This is a genomic window from Pseudomonas sp. PGPPP4, from assembly GCF_002256045.1.
GTDB lineage: Bacteria > Pseudomonadota > Gammaproteobacteria > Pseudomonadales > Pseudomonadaceae > Chryseomonas > Chryseomonas oryzihabitans.
The window spans coordinates 215,868-242,373 of record NZ_NKID01000007.1 but is presented as its reverse complement, the minus strand read 5'-3'; the positions used below and the strand labels follow the sequence as shown (position 1 = coordinate 242,373).

Genomic DNA, 26,506 nt, shown 5'->3' with positions numbered 1-26,506 from the left:
CTTTTTTATGTCCGATGATCAAGCCTGCGACAAGCGCGACCGCTGCAACAGGGCACGATTTGGTACCATTTGCCTTTTGCCAGGTAGCGCTCCCGCCATGAAACAGTACCTCGACCTGATGCGCCACGTGCGCGAACACGGCACCTTCAAGAGCGACCGCACCGGCACCGGGACCTACAGCGTCTTCGGCTACCAGATGAGATTCGACCTGGCCGCGGGCTTTCCCCTGGTCACCACCAAGAAGTGCCATCTGCGATCCATCATCCATGAACTGCTGTGGTTCCTGCAGGGCGAGACCAATATCCGCTACCTGAAGGACAATGGCGTGTCCATCTGGGACGAATGGGCCGACGAGAACGGCGAGCTCGGTCCGGTCTACGGCTACCAGTGGCGCAGCTGGCCAGCACCCGACGGTCGCCATATCGACCAGATCGCCGGGGTGGTGGACATGATCCGCGCTAAGCCCGACTCGCGCCGGCTGATCGTCTCGGCCTGGAATCCGGCCCTGGTGGACGAGATGGCGCTGCCGCCGTGCCATGCGCTGTTCCAGTTCTATGTCGCCGATGGTCGCCTGAGCTGCCAGCTGTATCAGCGCTCCGCCGACATCTTCCTCGGTGTGCCCTTCAACATCGCCAGCTATGCGCTGCTGACCCTGATGGTGGCCCAGGTCACCGGGCTGCAACCGGGCGAATTCATCTGGACCGGCGGTGATTGCCATCTCTATGCCAATCACCTGGAGCAGACCGATCTGCAGCTGACCCGCGAGCCACTGCCGCTGCCGACCATGAAGCTCAATCCGGCGGTCACCGACCTGTTCGCCTTCCGCTTCGAGGATTTCGAACTGGAGGGCTACCAGGCCCATCCGCACATCAAGGCACCCGTCGCGGTCTGAAGCGTTGGCCGTAGCGCTCAGGCGCTATGGCCAGACGCCAGCACCTCGTCCACCAGCTGCTCCGGCGACTTGCGCACGTCCAGCACCTGGGCTTCCAGGTGATCGGGCGCCTCCAGGGTATCGAGCTGGCTCTGCAGGAGCTTGGGATCGAAGAAGTGCCCGCGGCGACTGCCGATGCGCTCGGCCAGGAGCTCCGGCGAGCCCTTGAGAAACAGCAGGCGGACGCCTTCGAGGCCGCTCAGCAGGCGGTCGCGATAGATCTTTTTCAGCGCGGAGCAGGCGAACACCCGGGGGGTGCCCTCGGCCTGCGCCTGCTGCATGGCATCGTGGATGGCGTCCAGCCAGGGCCAGCGATCCTCGTCGGTGAGGGCGATGCCCTTCGCCATCTTGTCCTTGTTGGCCTGGCTGTGAAAGGTGTCGGCATCGTCGAAACGACAGTCCAGCCGGCTGGCCAGGAGTTCGCCCAGGGTGGTCTTGCCACTGCCCGAGACGCCCATTATCAGATAGATCATCGTCGGTACTCCGCGTGAGGATTCGCCTCGCTATAGAGTGCCTAGAGCGGCGTTTGCTCCGGGGTCAGGCGGCTGCTCCAGGTGGCGCCGATGGACGCGACGATGATGCAGGCGAGGGCGAACCACTGGGAGATGCCCAGGATCTCGCCAAGGAACACCCAGCCGGAGAGGGCGCCCAGCGCGGGCTCCAGACTCATCAGGGTGCCGAAGGTGGACGCCGGCAGGCGGGTCAGCACCACCATCTCCAGGGCATAGGGAATGGCCGTGGACATCAGCGCCAGGGCCAGTGCCAGCGGCCAGATTTCCGGTTGCAAGAGATTGCTGCCGCTGTGGGCGATGCCGATGGGCAGGATCACCAGGGCGCCGATGGTCGCGCCAAAGGCCACCGTGGCGGTGCCGTGCACCGCCCCCGCGCGCTTGCCCAGCACGATGTACAGCGCCCAGCACGCCCCGGCGCCCAGGGCCAGGGCGGTGCCCAGTGGATCCAGCGCCGAGGCGTTGTGGCCGAAGGGCAGGAGTACCGCCAGGCCGGCCACCACTAGCACGATCCACAGCAGGTCCAGCCAGCGGCGCAGCGCGCACAATGCCACCACCAGGGGGCCGACGAATTCCAGGCCGACGGCGATGCCGATCGGGAGCCGCTGCATGGCCAGGTAGATGGTCAGGTTCATCACGCCCATGGCGACGCCATAGCCCAGCAGGCTGCCCAGCGCCTCGCGGCGAAAGTTGCGCCAGGGGCGCAGCACCAGCAGCAGGACCAGCGCGGCGAAGATCAGCCGCAGGGTGGTGACGCCCACCGGATCGAGACGCAGGAACAGGGTCTTGGCCAGGCTGGCGCTGGTCTGGATCGAGGTCATGGCGACCAGCAGCAGGGCAACGGCGAACAGCGGCGAACGGGCGGACATCGGCAGGGCTCGACAAGCGGGCCCGCCAGCATAGGTCATCCTATCCGCGCCGCAAGGTTGGCTACGACCTCAACGTGTTTTGGAGCGCAGGTGCAGTTGCTCGGCGCCTTCGCGATTTTCCCGGACCTGGTCCAGGAACCGCTGCTGCTCTTCGCGCTGGGCCACCTGCACGCATTGCGCATAGCCCGCGTCCCAGCCCTGTTGATAGGGCTTTTCCGCGGCGAAGCGACGGGCGTCCTTGTGCTCGTAACCGATGCCGTTGACCGCCTGCTTGCCGGTCTGGCAGCCGTCGCTGAAGCCGTCGGCATAGGCCGGCGGATAGCCCTTGGCGATCAACTGATCGTGATAGCTGGTGCAGGCCGCGAGCGCGGACAGCAGGAACAACAGCGGATTGAAACGACGAGAGCCAGCCATAAGGCCTCCTCACGGGATCCTACGTCTGATCCCCATACACAGAGCTTAGTAGGCGTCTGGTGAGAATTTCGTCAAAAAACACGGGCGCCGGAAAATACCGACAGACGTTGCGTCAACCCCGCGCACCGCTGCGCTTAAATGCGCAGGGGAGCGCCGCTTGCCTTGCTTCGGCCGTCTTCCCGGTCGCAGAATGCGGACACTGCTTGCATGCCTGACAAGGACTTACGATGCACGATCCCGTCGCGGCCGGTCTCCGGCTCGCTCCCGATGAGCTGACCCGCCCCTTCGCTCCCGAACAATTCTCCTTTGCCGATACCGATCAGCTCGAACCCTTCCGCGGCATCCTCGGTCAGGAGCGCGCGGTGGAAGCCCTGCAGTTCGGGGTGGCCATGCCGCGGCCCGGCTACAACGTCTTCGTCATGGGCGAGCCGGGCACCGGTCGCTTCTCCTTCGTCCAGCGCTATCTCAAGGCCGAGGCCAAGCGTCAGCCGACGCCCAACGACTGGGTCTACCTGAATCACTTCGAAGAGCCCCGCGCACCGGGCGCCCTGGAATTGCCGCCTGGCGAAGGCGAGGCCTTCGTGGCCGACATGGCCCATTTCATCGACAACCTGCTGGCGACCTTTCCGGCGGTGTTCGAGCACCCGGCCTTCCAGCAGAAGAAGAGCGCCATCGAGCGCGCCTTCAACCAGCGCTACGACCAGGCCCTGGACGTGGTGGAAAAGCTCGCCCTGGAAAAGGAGATCGCCCTCTATCGCGACGCCAACAACGTCGCCTTCACCCCGATGAAGGAGGGCAAGGCGCTGGACGAGGCCGACTTCGCCCAGCTGCCCGAGGCCGAGCGCGAGCGTTTCCACGCCGACATCTCCAGCCTGGAAGAGCGCCTCAACGAAGAACTGGCCAGCCTGCCGCAGTGGCGGCGCGAGTCGAGCAACCAGCTGCGTGCCCTGAACGAAGACACCATCATCCAGGCCCTGCAGCCGCTGCTGGCGCCGCTGTCGGAGAAGTACAACGACAATCCCGGGGTCTGCGCCTATCTGCAGGCCATGCAGGTGGATCTGCTCAAGACGGTGGTCGAGCAACTGGCCGACGACGCCAAGCCCGACATGCAGCGGCGCAAGGAATTGCGCGAGCAGTACGAGCCCAATCTGATCATCGGTCACCACGTCACCGGGGGTGCGCCGGTGGTGTTCGAGTCCCACCCGACCTACGACAACCTCTTCGGGCGCATCGAGTACCAGTCCGATCAGGGCGCGCTCTACACCAACTATCGCCAGCTGCGCCCGGGTGCCCTGCACCGCGCCAATGGCGGCTTCCTCATCGTCGAGGCGGACAAGCTGCTGACCGAGCCCTTCGTCTGGGACGCACTCAAGCGCGCCCTGCATTCGCGTCAGCTGAAGATGGAATCGCCGCTGGCCGAGCTGGGGCGGCTCACCGCCATGAGCCTGGCGCCGCAGCAGATCCCGCTGCAGCTCAAGGTCATCATCATCGGCTCGCGCAACATCTACTACACCCTGCAGGAGCTGGATTCGGACTTCCAGGAGATGTTCCGGGTGCTGGTGGACTTCGACGAAGAACTGCCGCTGCGCGACGAGAGCCTGGAGCAGTTCGCCCAGCTGCTCAAGACGCGCACCTCGGAAGAGGGCATGGCACCCCTGACCTCGGCGGCCGTGGCACGCCTGGCCACCTACAGCGCCCGCCTGGCAGAACACCAGGGGCGGCTGTCGGCGCGTATCGGCGATCTGTTCCAGCTGGTCAGCGAAGCCGACTTCATCCGCCACCTGGCGGGCGACGAGCGCACCGACAAGGGCCATGTCGAGCGAGCGCTCAAGGCCAAGGAAACCCGCACCGGTCGCGTCTGCGCCCGGGTACTGGACGACATGCTGACCGGACTCATCCTCATCGACACCCAGGGCGCGGCGGTGGGCAAGTGCAACGGCCTCACCGTGCTGGAGGTGGCCGATTCCGCCTTCGGCATGCCGGCGCGCATTTCCGCCACGGTCTATCCAGGTGCCAGCGGCATTCTCGACATCGAGCGCGAGGTCAGCCTGGGTCAGCCGATCCACTCCAAGGGCGTGATGATCCTGACCGGCTACCTGGGCAGTCGCTATGCCCAGGAATTTCCGCTGTCGATCTCGGCCAGCATCGCCCTGGAGCAGTCCTATGGCTATGTCGATGGCGACAGCGCCTCCCTCGGGGAGGCCTGCACCCTGATCTCCGCGCTGTCCCGCACGCCGCTCAAGCAGTGCTTCGCCATCACCGGCTCCATCAACCAGTTCGGCGAAGTGCAGCCGGTCGGGGGCGTGAACGAGAAGATCGAAGGCTTCTTCCGCCTCTGCCAGGCCCGCGGCCTGACCGGCGAGCAGGGCGTGATCATTCCGCGCGCCAACGTCACCAACCTGATGCTCGACGAGACCGTGCTGGAAGCGGTCCGCGCGGGGCTGTTCCATGTCTATGCCGTACGTCAGGCGGACGAGGCCCTGTCGCTGCTGGTGGGCGAGCCCGCCGGGGCGCCGGATGCCAAGGGTCGTTTCCCCGACGGCAGCGTCAATGCGCGCGTGGTACAGCGTCTCAAGGAAATCGCCGAGCTCGAGCTGGAAGATGAACTGGCCGACAAACTCAGTGATAACTCCAAGGCAAAAGGGAAAAACAACGAAGCGGAGGAGAACTGAGGTCCAGGGGGCAGGTCGGATTTTGTACAAGGCGTCGCAGCCCAAGTAGCACGGCGCCCAGACCCGCTTGCCCCCTGTTGACCAACAGGGTTGTCCACAGCCTTTGTGGATACCTCTGGCCTAGGACCGGCGAGCATTGAGCGCTTCGAGAGGATGACGCCATGTCCCGCACCATTACCCTGATCCGTCCCTGCCTGGGCCTCGTCACTCGTATCGAATGCGAAATCAAGCCGCTCGGTCAGGAACAGGGCCTCTGGACCCTGTTGTGCGCCGCCGGCCTGAACGGTCAGCAGCCCACCGCCATCAAGGCCCAGGGGCCTTTCCACGGTCCCAAGGCCGCCGAAGGCGTCATGACCGCCATCGCCGAGAACCTGGTCGAGCAGGGCTATATCCAGGTCGAAGAGGCTCAGATCTGGCGCCTGCACATGCAGAGCGAACTGCGCAAGATGAATGGCGAGCGTGCCCATCAGCAGGTGCGTTTCCAGGTCGGCCCCGACGCCTGAGTCAGGTACAACCTGCCGCATTGGTCCGCCCGCACCGCCCCGGTATACTCGCCTGGCCCTGGTAATCCGAGCGAGTATGCATGGAACGTCTGATCGAAAAAGCCCTTTACGCCTCCCGCTGGCTGCTGGCGCCCATCTATCTGGGTCTGTCCCTGGCCCTGGTCCTGCTGGCGCTCAAGTTCTTTCAGGAAGTCTTCCACGTCCTGCCGCACATCTTCGAATCCACCGAAGCCGAGCTGATCCTCCTGGTGCTGTCGCTGATCGACATGGCGCTGGTAGGTGGCCTGCTGGTCATGGTGATGATTTCCGGCTACGAGAATTTCGTGTCCCAGCTGGACATCGACGAAGGCTCGGAAAAGCTCAGCTGGCTGGGCAAGATGGATTCGGGCTCGCTGAAGAACAAGGTGGCCGCGTCCATCGTCGCCATCTCCTCGATTCACCTGCTGCGCATCTTCATGGATGCCCAGAACACCAATCCCGAGTACCTCAAGTGGTACGTGATCATCCATCTGGTGTTCGTGGTCTCGGCCTTCGCTATGGGCTATCTGGACCGCTTGACCAAGCACTGACGGGCCGGGCGGCCATTCGTCCGCCGCCGGCAGCTTTCGCTTACGCTTTGTGGATTGCGCCGCTGCGCTTGCTTGTCCTAGGTTGTCGAATGCTCACAGCTGCCGATCGACGCCATCCCTGGCGTCGATCTCGACCCGGAGGTTTCCATGCAATTGCCGGAATTGACCCAGCGCGCCCAGGCCGGTGAGGTTCGTGAACTCAATCTGCTCTCCATCGAGGGCGGTTTCTATGTGCTCGAGGTGCTCACCCAGAGCGGTCGCACGCGCCTGACCGGACGGGACGGACACTTCTACCGCCTGGGCTCGGCCGCCCAGGCCCGCCGCCTGCTGGCCGATCTGCCGGCACTGCCGTGCTTTCTCATCCAGCACAGTGCCTACGACGAGATGGTCGGCATGGCGCCACGCTCGGCCGAACCCCTGAAGATCCCGCTGAACTACCGGAACGCCTCTTGAGCGAGGGCGCCGTTCGGCGCCTGCTGCCGGTCTTCGGCGATCAGCTTTCGCCTCGCCTGGCCTCCCTGCGCGACGCCGATCCCGCGCAGGACGTGCTGCTGCTCGCCGAGGTGATGAGCGAAGCCAGCTATGTCCCTCATCATCCGCGCAAGATCGCCCTGATCTTCAGCGCCATGCGCCACTTCGCCAGCGAGATGCGCGCGCGCGGCTTCCGGGTTCTCTATCGCACCCTGGACGACCCCGACAACCAGGGCTCGCTGCCGGCCGAGATCGCGTTCTGGGCAAAGACGACGGGCGCGCGTGAGATTCGGCTGACCGAGACCGGCGAGTGGCGACTGGAGCAGGCGCTGCGGGCGCTGGACCTGGCGATACCGGTACGCTGGCATGGCGATGACAGATTCCTCTGCAGTCGCGCCGCCTTTGCCCGCTGGGCCGGGTCGCGCACCGAGCTGCGCATGGAGGCCTTCTACCGCGGCATGCGCAGGCGACACGGCTGGCTGATGGCGGGACCAGACGAGCCGTGCGGTGGCGTCTGGAATCTGGACAAGGACAATCGCAAGGCGCTGCCTAAAGACCAGCCTGTTCCCGAGCCCTTCAGCTGTCCGCCCGATGCCTGTACCCGGGACGTGCTCGAGCTGGTCGGGCAGCGCTTCGCTCATCACTATGGCCGGCTGGAAGGCTTCGACTATCCGGTGACCCGGGCGGATGCCGAGCGCCTCTGGCAGCACTTCCTGGGCACGGGCTTGCGCGACTTCGGCAGCTATCAGGACGCCATGGCCCGTGGCGAGCCCTATCTGCATCACGCCCGGATCAGTGCGGCGCTCAATATCGGGCTGCTGGACCTGCGTCAGCTCTGCGCCGACGTGGATGCCGCCTATCGCGAGGGCAGGGTGCCGCTCAACAGTGCCGAGGGCTTCCTGCGTCAGCTGATCGGCTGGCGAGAGTACGTCCATGGCGTCTATTGGCTGCGCATGCCCGAATACCGTGAGCTCAATGCACTGGGCAATACCCGGGCGCTGCCGGAGTTCTACTGGACCGGCGATACCCGCATGGCCTGTATGCGCGAGGCCATCGGCCAGACCCTGGCGCTGGGCTATGCGCACCATATCCAGCGGCTGATGGTCACCGGCAACTTCGCCCTGCTGGCCGGCATCGCGCCCCAGGCCATCGGCGAGTGGTATCTGGCGGTCTACCTGGATGCCTTCGAGTGGGTCGAGCTGCCCAATACCCAGGCCATGGTGATGCATGCCGACGGCGGCTATCTGGCGAGCAAGCCCTATTGCGCCAGCGGCCAGTACATCCGTCGCCAGTCCGACTACTGCAAGGGCTGCCACTATCAGGTCACGGAAGCGCTGGGCGACAGGGCCTGTCCCTTCAATGCCCTCTACTGGCACTTCCTGATCCGCCATCGCGAGCGTTTCGCCCACTATCCGCGCATGCTCAATCTCTATCGCAATCTCGATCGCCAGGCCCCGGAGCGCCAGCAGGCCCTCTGGCAGCGTGGCGAAACCCTGCTGGCGCGTCTCGACGCGGGAGAATCCCTATGAAGAAGGGCGATCTGCCCACCAAGGTCTGTCCGGTCTGCCAGCGGCCCTTCGCCTGGCGCAAGAAGTGGGAGCGCAACTGGGACGAGGTGCGCTACTGCTCCGAGCGCTGTCGCCGGCAGCGCGGCAGCCTCGGCGGCGAGTCGAGTCCCTGATGTGCTAGGCTCGGCTCCTTTTTTCACGATGGAAAGGCTGCTATGAACGACATCCTGCTCGACACCGACGAAGCCCGCGTCAGCTACGGCATCGGCCGCCAGCTGGGCGATCAGCTGCGCCAGAATCCGGTCCCCGGCATGCAGCTGGCGGCCGTGCTCGCCGGCCTGACCGAGGCCTTCGACGGCCAGGATTCCCGGGTGGACGTCGAGTCGCTGAACGCCAGCTTCCGCGTCATCCGCGAGCGCATGCAGGCGGAAGCCCAGGCCAAGGCCGCTGCGGCGGCCCAGGAAGGCGTCGACTACCTCAAGGCCAATGCCGAGCGCCCTGGCGTCGTGGTGCTGCCGTCCGGTCTGCAATACGAGGTGCTCACCCAGGGGGAGGGCGCCACGCCGACCCGTGAAGACCAGGTGCGCACCCACTACCACGGCACCCTCATCGACGGCAGCGTGTTCGACAGCTCCTACCAGCGCGGCCAGCCGGCCGAGTTTCCGGTGGGCGGCGTGATCGCCGGCTGGACCGAAGCCCTGCAACTGATGCCTGCCGGCAGCAAGTGGCGCTTGCACGTGCCCAGCGAACTGGCCTATGGCGCCCAGGGCGTCGGTGGCATCCCGCCGCACAGCGTGCTGGTGTTCGACGTCGAGCTCCTCGACGTCCTCTGAGGCTAGCAGTCCAGGCGCAGCGCCTCGTTGTCCGGGCGCAGCGCCAGGGCGTAGCTGAACAGGAAGACCTGGCGGATCTGCTCCTTCACCACCCGCGGCTCGCTGGAGGTGAGGCTGTGCAGATCCAGCTCGCCCAGGTCCTTGAGTTCTTCCAGGGCCGTCTCGTCCAGCTCCGCGCAGACCTTGCCGGTTTCCCGGTTGAGGATGCGCAGATAGGGGTGCGGCCGGTCCAGCCAGGCGTCGATCAGATAAGTCATGGCAAGGGCTCCTGCTGTGCTATTTATGAGAATAATTCTTATTCAATAAATAGCAAGGGATTACCTGACTTTTTTGGTCGGACATGAAAAAGCCCGCGGTCTGGCGACGGCGGGCTTAATCGGACGGTGCAGGCTTCAGTGGGTACGGGCCACCGAGAAGCGACCCAGGTCGGCCAGGGCGTCGCGATATTCGCTGGCGGGCAGGGCGTCCAGGCAGGCGATCGCCCGCTCGGCGAATTCCTGGGCCTTGCGTGCGGTGTAGTCGAGGGCGCCAGCGGCTTCGACGGCGGCGCGCACGCCTTCCAGGTCCTGGCTGCCGCCCTGGCGGATCGCCTGGCGTACCAGGGCAGCCTGTTCGGCAGTGCCTTCGCGCATGGTCACGATCAGCGGCAGAGTCGGCTTGCCCTCGGCAAGATCGTCACCGACGTTCTTGCCCAACGCGACGGCGTCGCCCTGGTAGTCGAGCAGGTCGTCGACCAGCTGGAAGGCCACACCCAGATGATCGCCATAGCGGCGCAGGGCGTCGGCCTGTTCGGCGCTGGCGCCGGCCAGGATCGCCGCGCTGTGGGTGGAGGCTTCGAAGAGCATGGCGGTCTTGCCGCGGATGACTTCCATGTAGATCTCTTCGGTGGTGCTGGCGTCGCGGATCTTCGACAGCTGCAGCACCTCGCCCTCGGCGATGACGCGGGTGGCCTGGGAGATGATGCGCATCACCTCCATGGAGCCCAGCGCCACCATCATCTCGAAGGAGCGGGCATAGAGGAAATCGCCCACCAGGACGCTGGGGGCGTTGCCCCAGAGGGCGTTGGCGGTGGAGCGGCCACGGCGCATCCCCGAGGCATCGACGACATCGTCGTGCAGCAGGGTGGAGGTGTGCAGGAATTCGATGGTCGCCGCCAGCAGCTGCAGATTGTGATCGGCGCGCCCGAGCGCCTTGCCGGCCAACAGGACCAGCAGCGGACGCAGGCGCTTGCCACCCGCGGAGACAATGTAGTCGCCAATCTTCTCGACCAGCGGCACGCGCGAGGTCAGCTGCTGGCGGATGATGCCGTCTACGGCGGCGAAATCGTCCGTCACCACGCGATAGAAGGACTGGGATTGCTGCGTCATTGAGAGGTGTCCACTGGAGGTCCGGGCAATATTCAAGCGGCCGGATGGCGCATGACCGCCAGACTATGCCCTAGGGACCGGCACAAGTGCCATGCCCAGGGATTGCCATCGCGCTCCCGCGGCTCGCCGCTCATGCCGATTCGGCTGGGCACCGGCCCGGCATGGCCGCTGAACGAGGTTGCGCGGCATGCTAGGGGTGGGGTGGGGGGCTGTCAAGGCGCGGGCGGGCGGCTCTTGCCTCCCGGGCCCGGCTTGCGTAGAATCGCGGGCCCTGAACATTCCTAGGGTTAACCCCCTGTCTTACGCAATTGCGCGGTGGTCCTTCCGGTCCCGTGCAGCCATGCCGGTCGACGACTCTTCCTATAAAGCACCGGGTGAGCAGGTTTAACGGAGATTTACCATGTCCTACGCAGTTATCGTTACCGGTGGCAAGCAATACAAGGTCGCCGAAGGCGAATACCTGAAGGTCGAGAAGCTCGACATCGCCACCGGTGAAACCGTCACCTTCGACCAGGTTCTGCTGGTTGGCAACGGTGACGACGTCAAGATCGGTCTGCCGGTCGTTGATGGTGCCAAAGTGACCGCCGAAGTGACCGCCCAGGGCCGTCACGACAAGGTCACCATCATCAAATTCCGTCGTCGTAAGCATCACATGAAGCGTCAGGGCCACCGTCAGTGGTTCACTGAAATCAAGATCACTGGCATCCAGGCCTGATCTCGCCTCTAACGGAGAATTGACTCATGGCACACAAAAAAGCGGGTGGTTCTACTCGTAACGGTCGCGATTCCGAAAGCAAACGCCTTGGCGTGAAGCTGTACGGCGGCCAGGTCGTTAAGGCCGGCAACATCATCGTGCGTCAGCGCGGCACCCAGTACCATGCCGGTTACGGCGTGGGCCTCGGCAAGGATCACACCCTGTTCGCGAAAGTGGACGGCGTGATCAAGTTCGACGTGAAGGGCGCCTTCGGCCGTCGTTACGTGAGCATCGTCGCCGCCGCCTAAGGCCCGTGACGAAAGAAAAGCCCTGTCTACCCGACGGGGCTTTTTCGTTTGTAGTTAAGCTAGTGTGGTGTTTCAGAAGTTATCTGCACAATTTTGGCGGCGCTTTTTCCGCCTGGGCGTTGTTGCCACTCCTCGCCATAGCCCTGCTATGACTCGTCGCGGCGCCTAGCCCAAACCGAAAAATCACTCGCCCATTCTTGCGCGAACGCCTGAAGCACCACACTAGTTCCTTGTTTGCAGCGGCCCGCGAGCGCGGGAGGTCCAGATGAAATTCGTCGATGAAGTATCCATACACGTAAAAGCGGGTGACGGCGGCAACGGCATGATGAGTTTCCGCCGGGAGAAATTCATCGAGAAGGGTGGCCCCAATGGGGGTGACGGCGGCGATGGCGGGTCGATCTGGCTCGAAGCCGACATCAACCTGAACACCCTGGTCGATTACCGTTACACCCGACGTTTCACCGCGCAGAACGGTGAGAAGGGCGGGAGCACCGAGTGCACCGGCGCCAAGGGTGAAGACCTGGTGCTGCCGGTCCCCGTGGGCACCACGGTGATCGATGCGGCGACCCAGGAGATCATCGGTGACCTGACCCAGCCCGGTCAGCGCATTCGTGTCGTCCAGGGCGGTTGGCACGGCCTGGGCAATACCCGGTTCAAGTCCAGCACCAACCGCGCGCCGCGGCAGACCACCCCGGGTAAGCCCGGCGAAGAGCGCGATCTCAAGCTGGAGCTCAAGGTGCTGGCGGACATCGGTCTGCTCGGCCTGCCCAATGCCGGCAAGAGCACCTTCATTCGCGCGGTCTCGGCTGCCAAGCCCAAGGTCGCCGACTATCCCTTCACCACCTTGGTGCCGAACCTGGGCGTGGTCAGCGTGGGGCGCTTCAAGAGCTTCGTGGTCGCCGACATCCCGGGGCTGATCGAAGGGGCGTCCGAAGGCGCCGGCCTGGGGATCCGTTTCCTCAAGCACCTGGCGCGGACCCGCCTGCTGCTGCACCTCGTCGACATGGCGCCCCTGGATGAAAGCGATCCGGCCGAGGCTGCCGAGACCATCATCAACGAGCTGACCAAGTTCAGCCCGGCGCTGGGCGAGCGTGACCGCTGGCTGGTATTGAACAAGGCCGACCAGTTGCTCGATGACGAGCGCGAAGAGCGCCTCAAGGCGGTGGTCGAGCGTCTGGACTGGCAGGGTCCGGTGTTCGTCATCTCCGCCCTGGAGCGGGAGGGCACCGAGCAGCTCTGCCAGGCCATCATGCAGTATCTCGACGAGCGGACCCTGCGTCTCGCCGAGGATCCGGCCTATGCCGAGGCGCTGGAAGAGCTCGATCAGCGCATCGAGGACGAGGCGCGGGCGCGTCTGCAGGCGCTGGACGACCAGCGGGCCCTGCGCCGTTCGGGTGTCAAGGCGGTGGACGAAGACGACGACTTCGATGATGACGAAGACGACGGCGACGGTCCGGAAATCTTCTACGTACGGTAAGAAAGGAGCTTGCCCATGCGTGATCAGGTGTCTGGCGCCCAGCGCTGGGTGGTGAAGATCGGCAGTGCCCTGCTGACCGATGACGGGCGTTGTCTGGATGGCGGGGCCATGGCCGGCTGGGTCGAGCAGATGGTGGCCCTGCACCAGGCGGGCATCGAGCTGGTGCTGGTGTCCTCGGGTGCGGTGGCGGCTGGCATGAGTCGGCTCGGCTGGACGCAGCGTCCGACCGCCATCAACGAGTTGCAGGCGGCCGCGGCGGTAGGGCAGATGGGGCTGGTGCAGGCCTGGGAATCCAGTTTCGCCGAGCATCAGGTGCAGACCGCGCAGATCCTGCTCACCCATGACGACCTGTCCGATCGCAAGCGCTATCTCAATGCCCGCAGCACCCTGCGCACCCTGGTGAGCCTGGGTGTGGTGCCGGTGATCAACGAGAACGATACCGTCGTCACCGACGAGATCCGCTTCGGCGACAACGACACCCTGGCCGCCCTGGTGGCCAACCTGGTCGAAGCCGATCTGCTGGTCATCCTCACCGATCGCGATGGCATGTTCGATGCCGATCCGCGCAACAATCCCGATGCCAGCCTCATCAGCGAGGCGCGCGCCGACGATCCGGCTCTGGATCTGGTCGCCGGTGGTACTGGAGGTGCCCTGGGGCGTGGCGGCATGCAGACCAAGCTGCGTGCTGCGCGTCTGGCGGCGCGCTCCGGTGCCTATACCGTCATCGTCGGTGGGCGGATCCAGCAGGTGCTCAGTCGCCTGCAGCAGGGCGAACAGCTGGGTACCCTGCTGTCACCCGAGCGTGGCCTGGTAGCGGCGCGCAAGCAGTGGCTGGCGGGGCATCTGCAGGTGCGTGGCACCCTGCGCCTGGACGCCGGTGCGGTGGAGGCCCTGGTGGGCAGTCATCGCAGTCTGCTGCCGGTGGGTGTGCGAGCGTTGGAAGGCAGCTTCCGGCGCGGCGAGATGGTTGCCTGCGTCGGTCCGGACGGGCGCGAGGTGGCGCGTGGCCTGGTCAACTACAGTGCGACCGAGGCGCAGCGCATCCTGGGGCGGCCTTCGGACGCCATCGTGGTCGAGCTGGGCTATGTCTACGAGCCCGAGCTGATTCACCGGGATAACCTCGTCCTGGTCTGACGATCGTCGATCCTGGCGCCTCTCCGGAGGCGTTGGATTCCTGAATCCCAGGCAATAAAAAACCGGCCGAAGCCGGTTTTTTACTTGAACGCGTATCAGGCAGCGGCGGGGGTAGCCAGGGCCTTGATGTGAGCGTTCAGGCGGCTCTTGTGACGAGCGGCCTTGTTCTTGTCGATGATGCCCTTGTCGGCCATGCGGTCGATGACCGGAACGGCAGCAACATAAGCGGACTTGGCTTTTTCCAGGTCCTTGGCTTCGATCGCCTTGACGACGTTCTTGATGTAGGTACGCACCATGGAGCGCAGGCTCGCATTGTGGCTGCGACGCTTCTCAGCCTGTTTGGCGCGTTTTTTGGCGGAGGGGGAGTTAGCCACCGTGGAGCTCCTTCGAAAAAGACTGTATTGGGTACAGAGCGAACTCTGTAGCAAGTACAGAGCTAAATTAAGGTCGCGAATCTTGACGTCCCTGGCGGCGCCTGTCAAGGCTGTCTGGATGGATATCCGGCTGGTCGCCGATGAAGGGCCTCGTTACACTCGATCGCTTGTGCCCATCGCGCGACTGCGCTCACGCGCATCCTCTGTCACGTCCCGCTGCGTTCACCGAGTCCTCTCCCTGCCATGAATCTGCTCAAGTCCCTGGCCGCCGTCAGCTCCATGACCATGCTGTCCCGCGTGCTGGGTTTCGTGCGCGACACCATCGTCGCCCGCACCTTTGGCGCCGGCATGGCCACCGACGCCTTTTTCGTCGCCTTCAAGTTGCCCAACCTGCTGCGCCGCATCTTCGCCGAAGGGGCCTTTTCCCAGGCGTTCGTCCCCATCCTCGCCGAATACAAGGCCCAGCAGGGCGAGGAGGCCACCCGCACCTTCCTGGCCTACGTCAGCGGCCTGCTGACCCTGGTGCTGGCGCTAGTCACGGTGCTGGGCATGCTGGCCGCGCCCCTGGTGATCTGGATCACCGCGCCGGGTTTCGCCGACACCCCGGAGAAATTCGCCCTCACCTCCAATCTGCTGCGGGTGACCTTTCCCTACATCCTGCTGATCTCCCTGGCGTCCCTGGCCGGCGCCGTGCTCAACACCTGGAACAGGTTCAGCGTGCCGGCCTTCGTGCCGACCCTGCTCAACGTCAGCATGATCATCTTCGCGCTGTTCCTGACTCCCTATTTCGATCCGCCGATCATGGCCATGGCCTGGGCGACCCTGGTGGGTGGCCTGGCGCAATTCCTCTATCAGCTGCCGCATCTCAAGCGCATCGGCATGCTGGTGCTGCCGCGACTGAATCTGCGGGACAGTGGCGTCTGGCGGGTCATGAGGCAGATGGGGCCAGCGATCCTCGGGGTCTCGGTCAGCCAGATTTCGCTGATCATCAACACCATCTTCGCCTCCTTCCTGGCGGCCGGCTCGGTGTCCTGGATGTACTACGCCGATCGCCTGATGGAGCTGCCCTCGGGGGTGCTCGGCGTGGCGCTGGGGACCATCCTGCTGCCGGCGCTGTCGCGCACCTACGCCAAGGCCGATCGCCAGGAATATTCGCGGCTGCTCGACTGGGGCCTGCGACTGTGCTTCCTGCTGGTGCTGCCTTGCTCGGCGGCCCTGGCGCTGCTGTCCGAGCCCCTGACCGTCTCGCTGTTCCAGTACGGCCGTTTCGATGCCCATGACGCCCTGATGACCCAGCGAGCGCTGGTCGCCTATGCCGTGGGGCTGCTCGGCATCATCCTGGTCAAGGTGCTGGCGCCGGGTTTCTATGCCCAGCAGAACATCAAGACCCCGGTGAAGATCGCGCTCTTCACCCTGGCGGTGACCCAGGTGCTCAACCTGATCCTGATCGGGCCGCTGCAGCATGTCGGCCTGGCCCTGGCCATCGGCCTGGCAGCCTGTCTCAACGCCGGCCTTTTATTCTGGCAACTGCGCCGCCATAACCTGTTCATCCCCCAGGCGGGCTGGACAGGCTTCCTGCTGCGACTGCTGATCGCGGTGGCGGTAATGACCGCGGTGCTGGTCGGCCTGATGCAGCTGCTGCCCAGCTGGAGCGAAGGACTGATGTGGCAGCGCCTCTTGCGTCTGGGCGGTCTGGTCGCGGCGGGGGTGCTGGCCTATTTCGCCAGTCTCTTCCTGCTCGGCTTCCGCGTGCGCGACTTCAATCGGCGCGCGGTGCTGTGATTGCACAAGGCCGGGTGTGCGCCTGTCCTCGCGGCGGGCATCCGGATATAATCGATTAATTTCTGAGCAATACCTACCCATGCAGCTGTTTCGTGGTCTCCATCATCTCGACGCCTTTCCCAAGGGCTGCGTTGCCACCATTGGCAACTTCGACGGGGTTCACCTGGGGCACCAGGCCATCCTCGCGCGGCTGCGTGAGCGGGCGGCGGAGCTCGGGGTGCCCAGTTGCGTGGTGATCTTCGAACCTCAGCCGCGGGAATTCTTCCTGCCCGATATCGCGCCGGTGCGTCTGACCCGCCTGCGCGAGAAGCTGGAATGCTTCGCGCGCCTGGGCGTCGACAACGTGCTCTGCCTGAACTTCAATCGGCGGCTGCGCGAGTTGTCCGCCGAGGCCTTCGTCCAGCAGGTGCTGGTGGAAGGCCTGGGGGTGAAGCACCTGGAGATCGGTGACGATTTCCGTTTCGGCTGCGACCGCGCCGGCGACTTCACCTACCTGAACCTGGCTGCCCGCGACCACGGCTTCACCCTGGAAGCCGCCACCACCGTCGAGCTGGACGGCCTGCGGGTGAGCAGTACCCTGATCCGCCAGGCCCTGGCCGACGGCGATCTGGCCCTGGCCGCGCGCATGCTGGGCCGGCCCTACAGCCTCTCGGGACGGGTCTTGCATGGCCAGAAGCTGGCGCGTCAGCTGGGCTGGCCCACGGCCAACGTCCAGCTCAAGCGGCGTCGACCGCCGCTGCGCGGCGTCTATCTGGTCAGCAGCCTGATCGATGGGCGGGTGGTACCGGGCGTGGCCAATATCGGTCAGCGGCCGACGGTGCAGGGCGATGGCCGTCCGCACCTGGAGATCCATCTGCTGGACTTTGCCGGCGACCTCTATGGCCGCCACCTCAGCGTGACCTTCGTGCAGAAGGTCCGCGACGAACAGAAATTCGCCTCTCTGGAGGCCCTCAAGGCGGCGATCGAAGCGGACGTCGCCACGGCCCGCGCCTACTGGCAGGGGCAACCGTCAACGAGCCTGGACTGACATGACCGATTACAAAGCGACGCTCAACCTGCCGGAAACGGCATTCCCGATGAAAGCCGGCCTGCCGCAGCGCGAGCCGGAAGCGCTCAAGCGCTGGCAGGACATCGACCTGTACGGGAAGCTGCGCGCCATCGGCAAGGGCCGTCCGACCTTCATCCTGCATGACGGTCCGCCCTATGCCAACGGCAGCATCCACATCGGTCATGCGCTGAACAAGATCCTCAAGGACATCATCACCCGGTCCAAGACCCTGGCCGGCTTCGATGCCCCCTATGTGCCGGGCTGGGACTGCCATGGCCTGCCCATCGAGCACAAGGTGGAGACCACCTTCGGCAAGAATCAGCCGGCGGACCTGACCCGCGAGCGCTGCCGTGCCTATGCCAGCGAGCAGATCGAAGAGCAGAAGGCCGGCTTCGTCCGCCTGGGTGTGCTGGGTGACTGGAGCAATCCCTACCTGACCATGAACTTCGCCAACGAGGCCGGCGAGATCCGCGCCCTGGGCGAACTGGTCAAGAAGGGCTTCGTCTTCAAGGGCCTCAAGCCGGTCAACTTCTGCTTCGACTGCGGCTCGGCCCTGGCCGAGGCCGAGGTGGAGTACCAGGACAAGCGTTCCGACGCCATCGACGTGGCCTTCCCGGTCGCCGATGCCGACAAGCTGGCCGCCGCCTTCGGCCTCGAAGCGCTGGCCAAGCCCACCGCCATCGTCATCTGGACCACCACCCCCTGGACCATCCCGGCCAACCAGGCGCTCAACGTGCATCCCGAATTCACCTATGCGCTGGTGGACGTCGGTGATCGCCTGCTGCTGCTGGCCGAAGAGCTGGTGGAAAGCTGCCTGGCGCGCTACGGCCTGCAGGGCGAGGTGATCGCCACTGCCCCGGGAACCGCCCTGGAGCTGATCAACTTCCGTCATCCGCTGTACGAGCGCCTGTCGCCCATCTACCTGGCCGAATACGTCGAGCTGGGCGCCGGTACGGGCATCGTGCACTGCTCGCCGGCCTACGGCGAAGATGACTTCCGCATCTGCAAGCAGTACGGCCTGAGCAACGACGACATCCTCAATCCGGTGCAGAGCAACGGCGTCTACGCCGAGTCGCTGCCGCTATTTGGCGGCCAGTTCATCTGGAAGGCCAACCCGGTCATCGTCGGCGCGCTGGAAGAGACGGGCGCCTTGCTCAAGCACGAGGCGATCAACCACAGCTACATGCACTGCTGGCGCCACAAGACCCCGCTGATCTATCGCGCCACCGCCCAGTGGTTCGTCGGCATGGACAAGCAGCCCAACGAGGGCGCCACCCTGCGCGAGCGCTCCCTGGCGGCCATCGAGCAGACCCAGTTCGTCCCGGCCTGGGGCCAGGCACGGCTGCACGGCATGATCGCCGGTCGGCCCGACTGGTGCATCTCGCGCCAGCGCAACTGGGGCGTGCCGATTCCCTTCTTCACCCACAAGGAAAGCGGCGAGCTGCATCCGCGTACCGTCGAGCTGATGGAAGCCGTCGCCCAGCGCGTCGAGCGCGAGGGCATCGAAGCCTGGTTCAAGCTCGATCCCGCTGAACTGCTCGGCGAAGAAGCCGGCCAGTACGACAAGAGTCGCGACACCCTCGACGTCTGGTTCGATTCCGGCACCACCCACTGGCACGTGCTGCGTGGCTCCCATGCCGAGCTGGCCCATGACCAGGGTCCGGTGGCCGATCTCTACCTCGAGGGTTCCGACCAGCATCGTGGCTGGTTCCATTCCTCGCTGCTGACCGGTTGCGCCATCGACGGCCACGCACCCTACAAGGAACTGCTGACCCATGGCTTCACCGTGGACGAGCAGGGCCGCAAGCAATCCAAGTCGCTGGGCAACGTGGTCGCCCCGCAAAAGGTCATCGACAGCCTGGGCGCCGACATTCTGCGCCTCTGGGTCGCCTCCACCGACTACACCGGTGAGATGGCGGTCTCCGACCAGATCCTGCAGCGCAGCGCCGACTCCTATCGCCGTATCCGCAACACCGCGCGCTTCCTGCTTTCCAACCTCTCCGGCTTCGATCCGGCGGTGAATCGGGTCGCTCCCGAAGACATGATCGATCTGGATCGCTGGGCGGTGGATCGTGCGCTGCTGCTGCAACAGGAAATCGAACAGGCCTACGCCGAGTATCGTTTCCTCAACGTCTACCAGAAGGTGCACAACTTCTGCGTGCAGGAGCTGGGCGGCTTCTACCTCGATATCATCAAGGACCGCCAGTACACCACCGGCGCCGACAGCCTGCCGCGGCGTTCCTGCCAGACCGCGCTGTATCTCATCGCCGAGGCCCTGGTGCGCTGGATCGCGCCCATCCTGTCCTTTACCGCCGACGAGATCTGGCAGTACCTGCCGGGCGAGCGGGAAGAGTCGGTGATGCTGACCACCTGGTACGACGGCCTCTTCGCCCTGCCCAAGGGCGCGACCCTGGATCGCGCCTACTGGGATCAGGTGATGGCGGTCAAGGCCGCGGTCAACAAGGAGCTGGAGAACCAGCGCGCCGCCAAGACCCTGGGCGGCAGCCTGCAGGCGGAGATCACCCTCTACGCCGACAGCGCCCTGCAGAGCGTGCTGGAGGCCCTGGGCAATGAACTCAGGTTCGTGCTGATCTCGTCCCAGGCCGCTGTCCAGCCGCTGGAAAAGGCTCCGGAAGGCGCCGTGGCCAGCGAACTGAGCGGCCTCAAGCTGGTGGTCCGCAAGTCCGAGGCACCCAAGTGCGCCCGTTGCTGGCACCACAGCCACAGCGTTGGCAAGGATGTCGCGCACCCAGAGATATGCGAGCGCTGCGTGACCAACGTCTATGGTGCCGGCGAGGTGCGCGAGCATGCGTGACGCCTCGCGTTTCGGTGCCTTGCCCTGGTTGGCCCTGAGTGTGCTGGTGATCCTGCTGGATCAGCTGACCAAACTCTACTTCCAGGCCAACCTGTCGCTCTACCAGAAGGTGCCGGTGATTCCGGACATCCTCAGTTGGACCCTGGCCTACAACCCGGGCGCTGCCTTCAGCTTCCTGGCCGATCACTCCGGTTGGCAGCGCTGGTTCTTCGCCGGCATCGCCGCGATAGTGAGCGTGGTTCTGGTGGTCTGGCTCAAGCGCCTGCGCAACGACACCTGGACCGCCATCGCCCTGGCCCTGATCCTGGGTGGTGCGCTGGGCAATCTCTATGACCGCCTGGTCCTGGGCCACGTCATCGACTTCATCCTGGTGCACTGGCGCCAGGAGTGGTACTACCCGGCCTTCAACCTGGCCGACAGCGCCATCACCGTCGGTGCCGTGATGCTGGCCCTGGACATGTTCCGCAAGAAGAAGCCCGAGGAAGCCCATGGCTGAGATCACCATCGGCCCGGATACCCGGGTCACCCTGCATTTCGCCATCAAGCTGCAGAATGGCGACGTGGTGGACAGTACCTTCGACAAGGCGCCGGCCACCTTCACCGTCGGCGACGGCAATCTGCTGCCCGGCTTCGAGCAGGCGCTGTTCGGCCTGGAGGCCGGTACCAAGACCAGCCTGACCATTCCGCCGGAGCGCGGCTTCGGCCAGCCCAACGACGGCAATCTGCAGACCATGGCGCGGGATGATTTCAGTGACATGGAGCTGTCGCCCGGCCTGCTGATCATCTTCAGCGACGCCGCCGGTGGCGAGATGCCTGGCGTGGTCAAGAGCTACGACGACGAGCAGGTGATCATCGACTTCAACCACCCGCTGGCCGGCCGTGTGCTGACCTTCGACGTGGAAATCCTGGCCATCGAGCCTGCCGTCTCCCATTGATCCAACGCCGCCCGTGAAGCGGGCAGAGGAGCCTATGCAGATCAAGCTCGCCAATCCCCGCGGCTTCTGCGCCGGCGTGGACCGCGCCATCGACATCGTCGACCGGGCGCTGGACGTTTTCGGTCCGCCCATCTATGTGCGTCACGAAGTGGTGCACAACAAGTTCGTGGTCGACAACCTGCGCGCCCGTGGCGCCGTCTTCGTCGAAGACGTGGCCGATGTACCGGACGACGTCATCCTCATCTTCAGCGCCCACGGCGTCTCCCAGGCCGTGCGCCGCGAGGCCGCCGAGCGTGGCCTCAAGGTGTTCGACGCCACCTGTCCGCTGGTGACCAAGGTGCACATGGAAGTCGCGCGCTACAGTCGTGACGGCCAGGAATGCATCCTCATCGGCCATGCCGGGCACCCGGAGGTGGAGGGCACCATGGGCCAGTACGATGATCGTGCCGGCGGTGCCATCTACCTGGTGGAAGACGAGGAAGACGTGGAAAAGCTCGAGGTGCGCAACCCCGAAGCCCTGTTCTACGTCTCCCAGACCACCCTGTCGATGGATGACACCCGCAAGGTGATCGATGCTCTGCGCGCCAAGTTTCCCCACATCAATGGTCCGCGCAAGAACGACATCTGCTACGCCACCACCAATCGCCAAGACGCGGTAAAGACCCTGGCCCTGGAAAGCGACGTGGTGCTGGTAGTCGGCAGCCCCAGCAGTTCCAACTCCAACCGCCTGCGCGAACTCGCCGAACGCCTGGGCACCCCGGCCTACCTCATCGATGGCGCCGAAGACCTGCAGCGGAGCTGGTTCGAGGGCGTCCAGCGCATCGGCGTCACCGCCGGCGCCTCGGCCCCCGAAGTCCTGGTACGCGGCGTCATCGACCAGCTGCAGAGCTGGGGCGCCACCGGCGAAGTCGAGCTGGAAGGCGAGCCGGAACACATCACGTTCACCCTGCCGCGAGAGCTCAGGGTAAAGGCGGTCTAGGACGTCGCTGGCGCGCTAGCGGCGCCAGCAGTCGGCGGTGGTGACGTTTTGGCCGGTTTGGCCCTTCAAGCCGGTGTTGGTGAGTGTCAGATTCCCGCACCTGTCATTGGCCATCGTACCCGGGTTGTTCGGCGTCGCCGTCGCCGTATAGGACGTACCCGCATTTCCTATAGTGATCGAGAAGGTATAGCCGGTACCCGTGGGGTAGGGCGGGGCCGGATTATCCGGCACATCCGTCTGCCCGAGTGTCTTCGAATAGCGCCCTGTACCTGTGTTGTAGCGCTCCATGAATTGCGCCAACTGCATCAGAGACGCCTCGGCGTCGGTACGATTCGTCCTTCTGACATGCTCCATGTAGGAGGGGTAGGCGATGGCCGCAAGAATGCCCGCGATGGCCACCACTATCATCAGCTCTATCAGGGTAAAGCCACGCTGTTGGCTTCTAGGTCGCATTCCAATTATCTCATTCATCTGATTTCACGCCAGGAAGCGCGTTCTGAAACGCGGGAGCCTTTATTGACAGGTTCGCATTGGGGCTGCCCTGTTGCTGAGCCGGTATAGCAGATGAGGTCGGTATCAGCACTGTCTCCCCGATTTATATAGGTCGGAGTCTTCACGATGCCTTGTTGAGTATCAATGAGCCCTGAGTAAGGGATTTTGGTGCCATCAGCGGCCAGGTAGTAGTCCTGATCATTGATTACGCCATCGCCATTGAAGTCGAGCGGGCTATAGGTCAGGCGTGAGCCGGTTTGAGCATCAATGATCATTAGCGCGCTGATCCCACCTCCTTTGCAAGCATCAGGAGAGGGAATAAGTGAAGTGAAGGTCAGGGCCCCATTCCTGAGTTTTGAGCGGGCGATAACGCGTTCCCCCTGGCGGTTGTTGTTGAAGGCCAGATCCAGGTACCAACCTGACTTGTCCGAAGGGATATCGTTGTTGCTTACCACTCGAAGAGTTCTGGTGCCTGAGGACTGCTGTGCGATGAAGGTCTGTTGTACCAAGGCGCTACGCTGGATCGTCACCCCTTTATCAATCAGGCCGTAGTAACTCTCGAGACGCGGGGAGGCCGGCACATCGCTATCGCCCGTCTGGTAGTAGCTCCCTGTGCCAAAAAGCACAACCGGATTTCCGTACTTGTTTAGGGTTACGGAGAGCGCCGAGGTGATGGGCTGCACTGCATCGGTAGTCGTATTGCCTACTCTCGCAGTAAACAGGGGGCTACTGCCAAGGGTGCTGGGAATGCCCCAGTTAGCCGGATCGGCGCCTTTTAGGTCAAAGCGCCAGATATTCCCTTTGGTGTCAGGTACATAGAGCCGGTCGGCAATGCGGTCGTTAGTCAGGTCGACAGCTACAGCTTCTCCCAATCCACCACTGGTATTGACGGTGAAACTGGCCATTACACTGCCGTTGGCAGCGTCAAGAATCCAGACTTTACCCGATGTGGCGGTGCCATTGACAAAGCCGCTGGTTACAATCACCCCGAATTTTCCATTTTCCAGGGCCACCAGCGAAGGGCGTTGGATAGGGTAGTTCATTTGCGAAGACGAGAACTCCCACTTCACGCTTGGTGCACTCGGATCCGTAACGTCGAGTGCGAAGACGGAGTTGCCACCAGCGCCGGCGGTGCCTACGGCTAGGGTTTTCCAAGCGCTATCCACCCAGGCGTGCCCAACTGTTATTCCGCCGTCGACATAGTACCGATGGCTGTAGTCTCGCTGCGTTAGGCGATAAAGCTGCCCAAGAAGCGTTCGGGGGACGAAAGCAAACAGTTCATTACCACCACCGTTTGTGGAGGTGTCAAATGCGTGCAGCATGCCGTCGTTAGCCCCAACCACGACAAAGGGTTTGCTGTCCTTTATGGTTTGACGGAAGGTGAGGTAGCCAGGACCTGCTTGGCCCCAGGAGGCGCCACTAAGCAGGTTGTAGCCGAAATCCATAGGTCCCGCATAGTAGGGGTCCGAGTTTACGATATCGCCTAGCCGACTCTTTCGTGTCCGCATGGGGTTGCTCGAGCGTGTTTCATAGGAGCGATCACCACGCAGATAGTTGAGTCGTGCCTCGCCTTCGGCATCGCTAACGAGCGTTGTTCCATCTGCGGTCTGACGCAGGGCAGTTTTGGCATCACTGTCCAACACGCTCCATTTGAAGCTCTTGCCGCCACTTGAATAGGTGACATTAGCGTCAAGTGCCCGGGTGCTTGAGGTCAGTGCGTTGCTGGTCAATATGGTGCGCCCATCAGGCGAGGCATTGTCTAATTGGGCAGCTGCGCTCCAAGTAGCGATATTACTGGCGACCCCTGAACTGTTGATGCTCAGCGACTGCAGGTCACCGCTCCAGTACTTTGGCTCGAACGAGCTTCTAAAAAGGGCGCTGCCGGTTTCCAGTTCGGTACTGTTGCTGCCAAGAGAAGTGCTGGTTGTGCTTGTTTCTTGAACGATTTTAGAAAAGGCGTTTTTTAGGCCGCTGACCATCGCGTCGGCATCGCCACCGACGAAGAAGTTGTCGGGTCGCTTATCACCGGTCGAAAGGATCTGACCATTAGTGGTCCACATGGCTTCTGTGATGCTGGCGGAGTTTGCCTTGTCAGGATCGAAGTTCTGAGGAACGGTAAAGCCGCCATATTTGGTAGCTAGCCAATATTGGTTGCTCGTTTTGCTCTTGAGTTGCTGATTCTCCCTGACATCTACCCAGTAAGTGGAGATGGTCTGGTTCCCAGATAAATCTCCGCGTTGGTCGCGCACATGAGCGTCGTAAGCGAGGCCAGCGATGTATGCTGAGTTTTCTCGGCCCGAGAAAGGCGTACTGATGGTGATACCTTCCAGCGAGGCGACTTCAGCGGTCACTTTGCTTACATCCACGGTTTTATCTGCGTCTACTTCAGGTGGTATGTCAGGTTCCGCGTTGCGACGGGTGTTTCCAGGCAAATTCTTGTCATTCCATGTGTTTACATCCCCAATGCCGAGAATGACATTCTTTTGGCAGGAGTAGGTGATGGGATCGTTCCAAGTAGTCACGACCGGGAATCCGTCAGCTTGTGCATAACGGTTATCACTATCGCCTGTAAGATTGCTATAGGCTGTTACGTTTCCTTGGTTCTTGAAGTAGCGTATTGCGGTGTAGTAGAGCTCGCTAACCGGGTCGTAGTCTTTGAGGTTTTTATAGTTGTTTCCACTGTAAGGCATAGAGCCAAATTTGTTTATATAGTTGATGACGCCGCTGTTGGCGACGCGGCTACCGCCATCTATATTGGCGTTCGTCGCATTGGCTTCTGCGGGGGAAGGGTTGGTGACCAGAATACCCGTTGTCGAGCTCCATTCTGCTCTCCCTTTCGTCTGGTCCGGAGGATTGGGTCCTATGTAGGCTTGATTGGCCCGCAAAACCCCGCCGTCCCTCAAAGAGTTCCCATCGTTTAGATAGCTGAATGCAGAGTACCGTAGGCGATCCGAATATTGCTGTAAAAGTCCCTCGGGTTTGTATTGCCCATTCGGATACAGTTTGCAGTTCGCCTCTTTGAGTGCTTCTGATACGCAAACTTTTACCTGAACTTTGAGTCGGTAAACGCTTTTTACGGATTGTCCACGAGGTGTGTAAGCAGTATTAAGTTTTCCCCCAGACCATTGCGCTGAGTTTTCAGGATCGTAGTCGACCCATTCAGCCTGGCCTTCGCCTGAAGCTTCACTTCCTCCTATTTTATCGGACCAGTTGGAAATCAACATGTCGAAGTTGAGTCCCTGTAGGCGAATGTTCAGGTTTGCCCAGTTATTTAAAGGCAGCGCTCCCGTCAATTGCGCCATGTTTTGGCCAGTATTGATTCGGTTGCCGGCTGAGTTTTGACCGCTGTGACGGGCTTTTTGCAGGATGGTCGAGGTAGTGCTGTCGACAATTCGATTGCCGCCCGTCAAGGCGCTGCGGAAAGGGTCGATCGTAGGGGTGGCGGCCCAGTTGAGAAAATTTCCGCTCCACTGCTTGTCGCCAGTGCAGCGGAAATTGGAGGCGCTGCTCGTTGTGCTTGCTGGATAGAAATAACGATCGACGTCCTGAGTGCCGTATTGATAGAGATAGCACTTTTCCGAATCGAAATAGCCGCTATAGCGAGTTGAGGCGACATAGTTTCCTATATTGGCCACGGACAGAACGGTAGGCCATTCGACGGAGGGCACCAGCGCCAGACTGCCAGGAATGTCACTGCCAATGATGAGCGGACTTTGGGAAACAGCTGCTTGAGCTATGGGTAGAGCGCTGCCAAACAGGCCCAATGCGAGAGCTGTGAAGCAAAACCTAGCGGCAGATAGTGACGAGAGAGGATTCATTGCC

Annotated in this window: 26 protein-coding genes; 18 read left to right on the top strand and 8 right to left on the bottom strand. The window is 63.1% G+C overall.

What is annotated here, in order from left to right; genetic code table 11:
• Window positions 1-97: 97 nt before the first annotated feature.
• Window positions 98-892, top strand: a complete 795-nt coding sequence (locus tag CFE50_RS14785) for a thymidylate synthase (protein ID WP_027600868.1) — start codon at window positions 98-100, stop codon at window positions 890-892.
• Window positions 893-909: 17 nt separating this feature from the next.
• Here the strand turns inward: CFE50_RS14785 and CFE50_RS14780 are convergent, their stop codons facing one another.
• The 3 genes from CFE50_RS14780 to CFE50_RS14770 all read right to left on the bottom strand — a co-directional run bounded on the left by CFE50_RS14780 (window position 910) and on the right by CFE50_RS14770 (window position 2,723).
• Complete coding sequence (locus CFE50_RS14780; protein WP_241809291.1) at window positions 910-1,404, bottom strand: gluconokinase; 495 nt, start codon at window positions 1,402-1,404, stop codon at window positions 910-912.
• A 41-nt stretch (window positions 1,405-1,445) separates the two neighbouring features.
• Entirely contained in the window at window positions 1,446-2,309 is an 864-nt protein-coding gene (locus CFE50_RS14775) for an EamA family transporter (RefSeq protein WP_241809290.1), read from the bottom strand.
• Between the two features lie 69 nt (window positions 2,310-2,378).
• Window positions 2,379-2,723 (bottom strand): hypothetical protein, encoded by a 345-nt coding sequence (locus CFE50_RS14770; RefSeq protein WP_286734606.1) that lies wholly within the window; start codon window positions 2,721-2,723, stop codon window positions 2,379-2,381.
• A 227-nt stretch (window positions 2,724-2,950) separates the two neighbouring features.
• Between CFE50_RS14770 and CFE50_RS14765 the strand changes: the two genes are divergently transcribed.
• The 7 genes from CFE50_RS14765 to bamJ all read left to right on the top strand — a co-directional run bounded on the left by CFE50_RS14765 (window position 2,951) and on the right by bamJ (window position 9,279).
• Window positions 2,951-5,395, top strand: coding sequence for a Lon protease family protein (locus CFE50_RS14765; RefSeq protein ID WP_286734604.1), 2,445 nt, complete (start codon window positions 2,951-2,953; stop codon window positions 5,393-5,395).
• A 161-nt stretch (window positions 5,396-5,556) separates the two neighbouring features.
• On the top strand, window positions 5,557-5,898 hold the full coding sequence (locus CFE50_RS14760) for a PA4575 family protein (RefSeq protein ID WP_286734602.1): 342 nt from the start codon (window positions 5,557-5,559) through the stop codon (window positions 5,896-5,898).
• A gap of 80 nt (window positions 5,899-5,978) precedes the next feature.
• Window positions 5,979-6,467, top strand: a complete 489-nt coding sequence (locus CFE50_RS14755) for a TIGR00645 family protein (RefSeq protein WP_017640865.1) — start codon at window positions 5,979-5,981, stop codon at window positions 6,465-6,467.
• 147 nt (window positions 6,468-6,614) lie between these two features.
• Window positions 6,615-6,920, top strand: coding sequence for a DUF6482 family protein (locus tag CFE50_RS14750; protein WP_027600864.1), 306 nt, complete (start codon window positions 6,615-6,617; stop codon window positions 6,918-6,920).
• Window positions 6,917-8,467, top strand: a complete 1,551-nt coding sequence (locus CFE50_RS14745; protein WP_286734600.1) for a cryptochrome/photolyase family protein — start codon at window positions 6,917-6,919, stop codon at window positions 8,465-8,467. The genes CFE50_RS14750 and CFE50_RS14745 overlap by 4 nt, the downstream gene beginning before the upstream one ends.
• Entirely contained in the window at window positions 8,464-8,619 is a 156-nt protein-coding gene (locus CFE50_RS14740) for a DUF2256 domain-containing protein (protein WP_074583973.1), read from the top strand. The genes CFE50_RS14745 and CFE50_RS14740 overlap by 4 nt, the downstream gene beginning before the upstream one ends.
• Before the next feature lie 42 nt (window positions 8,620-8,661).
• Window positions 8,662-9,279, top strand: coding sequence for a BamJ family beta-barrel-assembly machinery protein (gene bamJ / locus CFE50_RS14735; RefSeq protein WP_017640861.1), 618 nt, complete (start codon window positions 8,662-8,664; stop codon window positions 9,277-9,279).
• Between the two features lie 2 nt (window positions 9,280-9,281).
• Here bamJ and CFE50_RS14730 read toward each other — a convergent pair whose 3' ends face one another.
• A complete protein-coding gene (locus CFE50_RS14730; protein ID WP_007160789.1) occupies window positions 9,282-9,536 on the bottom strand; it encodes a PA4570 family protein in 255 nt (84 codons plus the stop codon).
• A 135-nt stretch (window positions 9,537-9,671) separates the two neighbouring features.
• A complete protein-coding gene (locus tag CFE50_RS14725) occupies window positions 9,672-10,646 on the bottom strand; it encodes a polyprenyl synthetase family protein (protein WP_286734598.1) in 975 nt (324 codons plus the stop codon).
• A gap of 400 nt (window positions 10,647-11,046) precedes the next feature.
• Here CFE50_RS14725 and rplU point away from each other — a divergent pair, with 400 nt between their 5' ends.
• The 4 genes from rplU to proB all read left to right on the top strand — a co-directional run bounded on the left by rplU (window position 11,047) and on the right by proB (window position 14,259).
• Entirely contained in the window at window positions 11,047-11,361 is a 315-nt protein-coding gene (gene rplU / locus CFE50_RS14720) for a 50S ribosomal protein L21 (RefSeq protein WP_007160791.1), read from the top strand.
• Between the two features lie 26 nt (window positions 11,362-11,387).
• Window positions 11,388-11,648 carry a 50S ribosomal protein L27 gene (gene rpmA / locus CFE50_RS14715; RefSeq protein WP_007160792.1) on the top strand — a complete coding sequence of 87 codons (261 nt, stop codon included), beginning with the start codon at window positions 11,388-11,390 and terminating at the stop codon, window positions 11,646-11,648.
• Window positions 11,649-11,913: 265 nt separating this feature from the next.
• The gene (gene cgtA / locus CFE50_RS14710) at window positions 11,914-13,125 is read left to right on the top strand and encodes an Obg family GTPase CgtA (protein ID WP_042137070.1); all 1,212 of its coding nucleotides are present in this window, start codon (window positions 11,914-11,916) and stop codon (window positions 13,123-13,125) included.
• Between the two features lie 15 nt (window positions 13,126-13,140).
• Window positions 13,141-14,259: a glutamate 5-kinase gene (proB, locus tag CFE50_RS14705; protein WP_286734596.1), complete on the top strand. Its 1,119-nt coding sequence runs from the start codon at window positions 13,141-13,143 to the stop codon at window positions 14,257-14,259.
• Window positions 14,260-14,354: 95 nt separating this feature from the next.
• Here the strand turns inward: proB and rpsT are convergent, their stop codons facing one another.
• On the bottom strand, window positions 14,355-14,633 hold the full coding sequence (gene rpsT, locus CFE50_RS14700; RefSeq protein ID WP_007160795.1) for a 30S ribosomal protein S20: 279 nt from the start codon (window positions 14,631-14,633) through the stop codon (window positions 14,355-14,357).
• Between the two features lie 243 nt (window positions 14,634-14,876).
• Between rpsT and murJ the strand changes: the two genes are divergently transcribed.
• The 6 genes from murJ (at window position 14,877) to ispH (ending at window position 22,192) form a co-directional block, all read left to right on the top strand.
• Window positions 14,877-16,415 carry a murein biosynthesis integral membrane protein MurJ gene (murJ, locus tag CFE50_RS14695; protein WP_286734594.1) on the top strand — a complete coding sequence of 513 codons (1,539 nt, stop codon included), beginning with the start codon at window positions 14,877-14,879 and terminating at the stop codon, window positions 16,413-16,415.
• Window positions 16,416-16,494: 79 nt separating this feature from the next.
• Window positions 16,495-17,442: a bifunctional riboflavin kinase/FAD synthetase gene (gene ribF / locus CFE50_RS14690; RefSeq protein ID WP_007160797.1), complete on the top strand. Its 948-nt coding sequence runs from the start codon at window positions 16,495-16,497 to the stop codon at window positions 17,440-17,442.
• 1 nt (window position 17,443) lies between these two features.
• Window positions 17,444-20,278 (top strand): isoleucine--tRNA ligase, encoded by a 2,835-nt coding sequence (gene ileS, locus CFE50_RS14685; protein WP_286734593.1) that lies wholly within the window; start codon window positions 17,444-17,446, stop codon window positions 20,276-20,278.
• Window positions 20,271-20,774: a signal peptidase II gene (gene lspA, locus CFE50_RS14680; protein WP_044341578.1), complete on the top strand. Its 504-nt coding sequence runs from the start codon at window positions 20,271-20,273 to the stop codon at window positions 20,772-20,774. The genes ileS and lspA overlap by 8 nt, the downstream gene beginning before the upstream one ends.
• A complete protein-coding gene (locus CFE50_RS14675) occupies window positions 20,767-21,213 on the top strand; it encodes an FKBP-type peptidyl-prolyl cis-trans isomerase (RefSeq protein WP_007160800.1) in 447 nt (148 codons plus the stop codon). Before lspA ends, CFE50_RS14675 begins: the two co-directional genes overlap by 8 nt.
• A gap of 34 nt (window positions 21,214-21,247) precedes the next feature.
• Complete coding sequence (gene ispH / locus CFE50_RS14670) at window positions 21,248-22,192, top strand: 4-hydroxy-3-methylbut-2-enyl diphosphate reductase (protein ID WP_286734589.1); 945 nt, start codon at window positions 21,248-21,250, stop codon at window positions 22,190-22,192.
• Window positions 22,193-22,207: 15 nt separating this feature from the next.
• Here the strand turns inward: ispH and CFE50_RS14665 are convergent, their stop codons facing one another.
• Window positions 22,208-22,663 carry a type IV pilin protein gene (locus CFE50_RS14665; protein ID WP_275941137.1) on the bottom strand — a complete coding sequence of 152 codons (456 nt, stop codon included), beginning with the start codon at window positions 22,661-22,663 and terminating at the stop codon, window positions 22,208-22,210.
• A complete protein-coding gene (locus CFE50_RS14660; protein ID WP_286734584.1) occupies window positions 22,660-26,502 on the bottom strand; it encodes a pilus assembly protein in 3,843 nt (1,280 codons plus the stop codon). Before CFE50_RS14660 ends, CFE50_RS14665 begins: the two co-directional genes overlap by 4 nt.
• Window positions 26,503-26,506 lie beyond the last annotated feature (4 nt).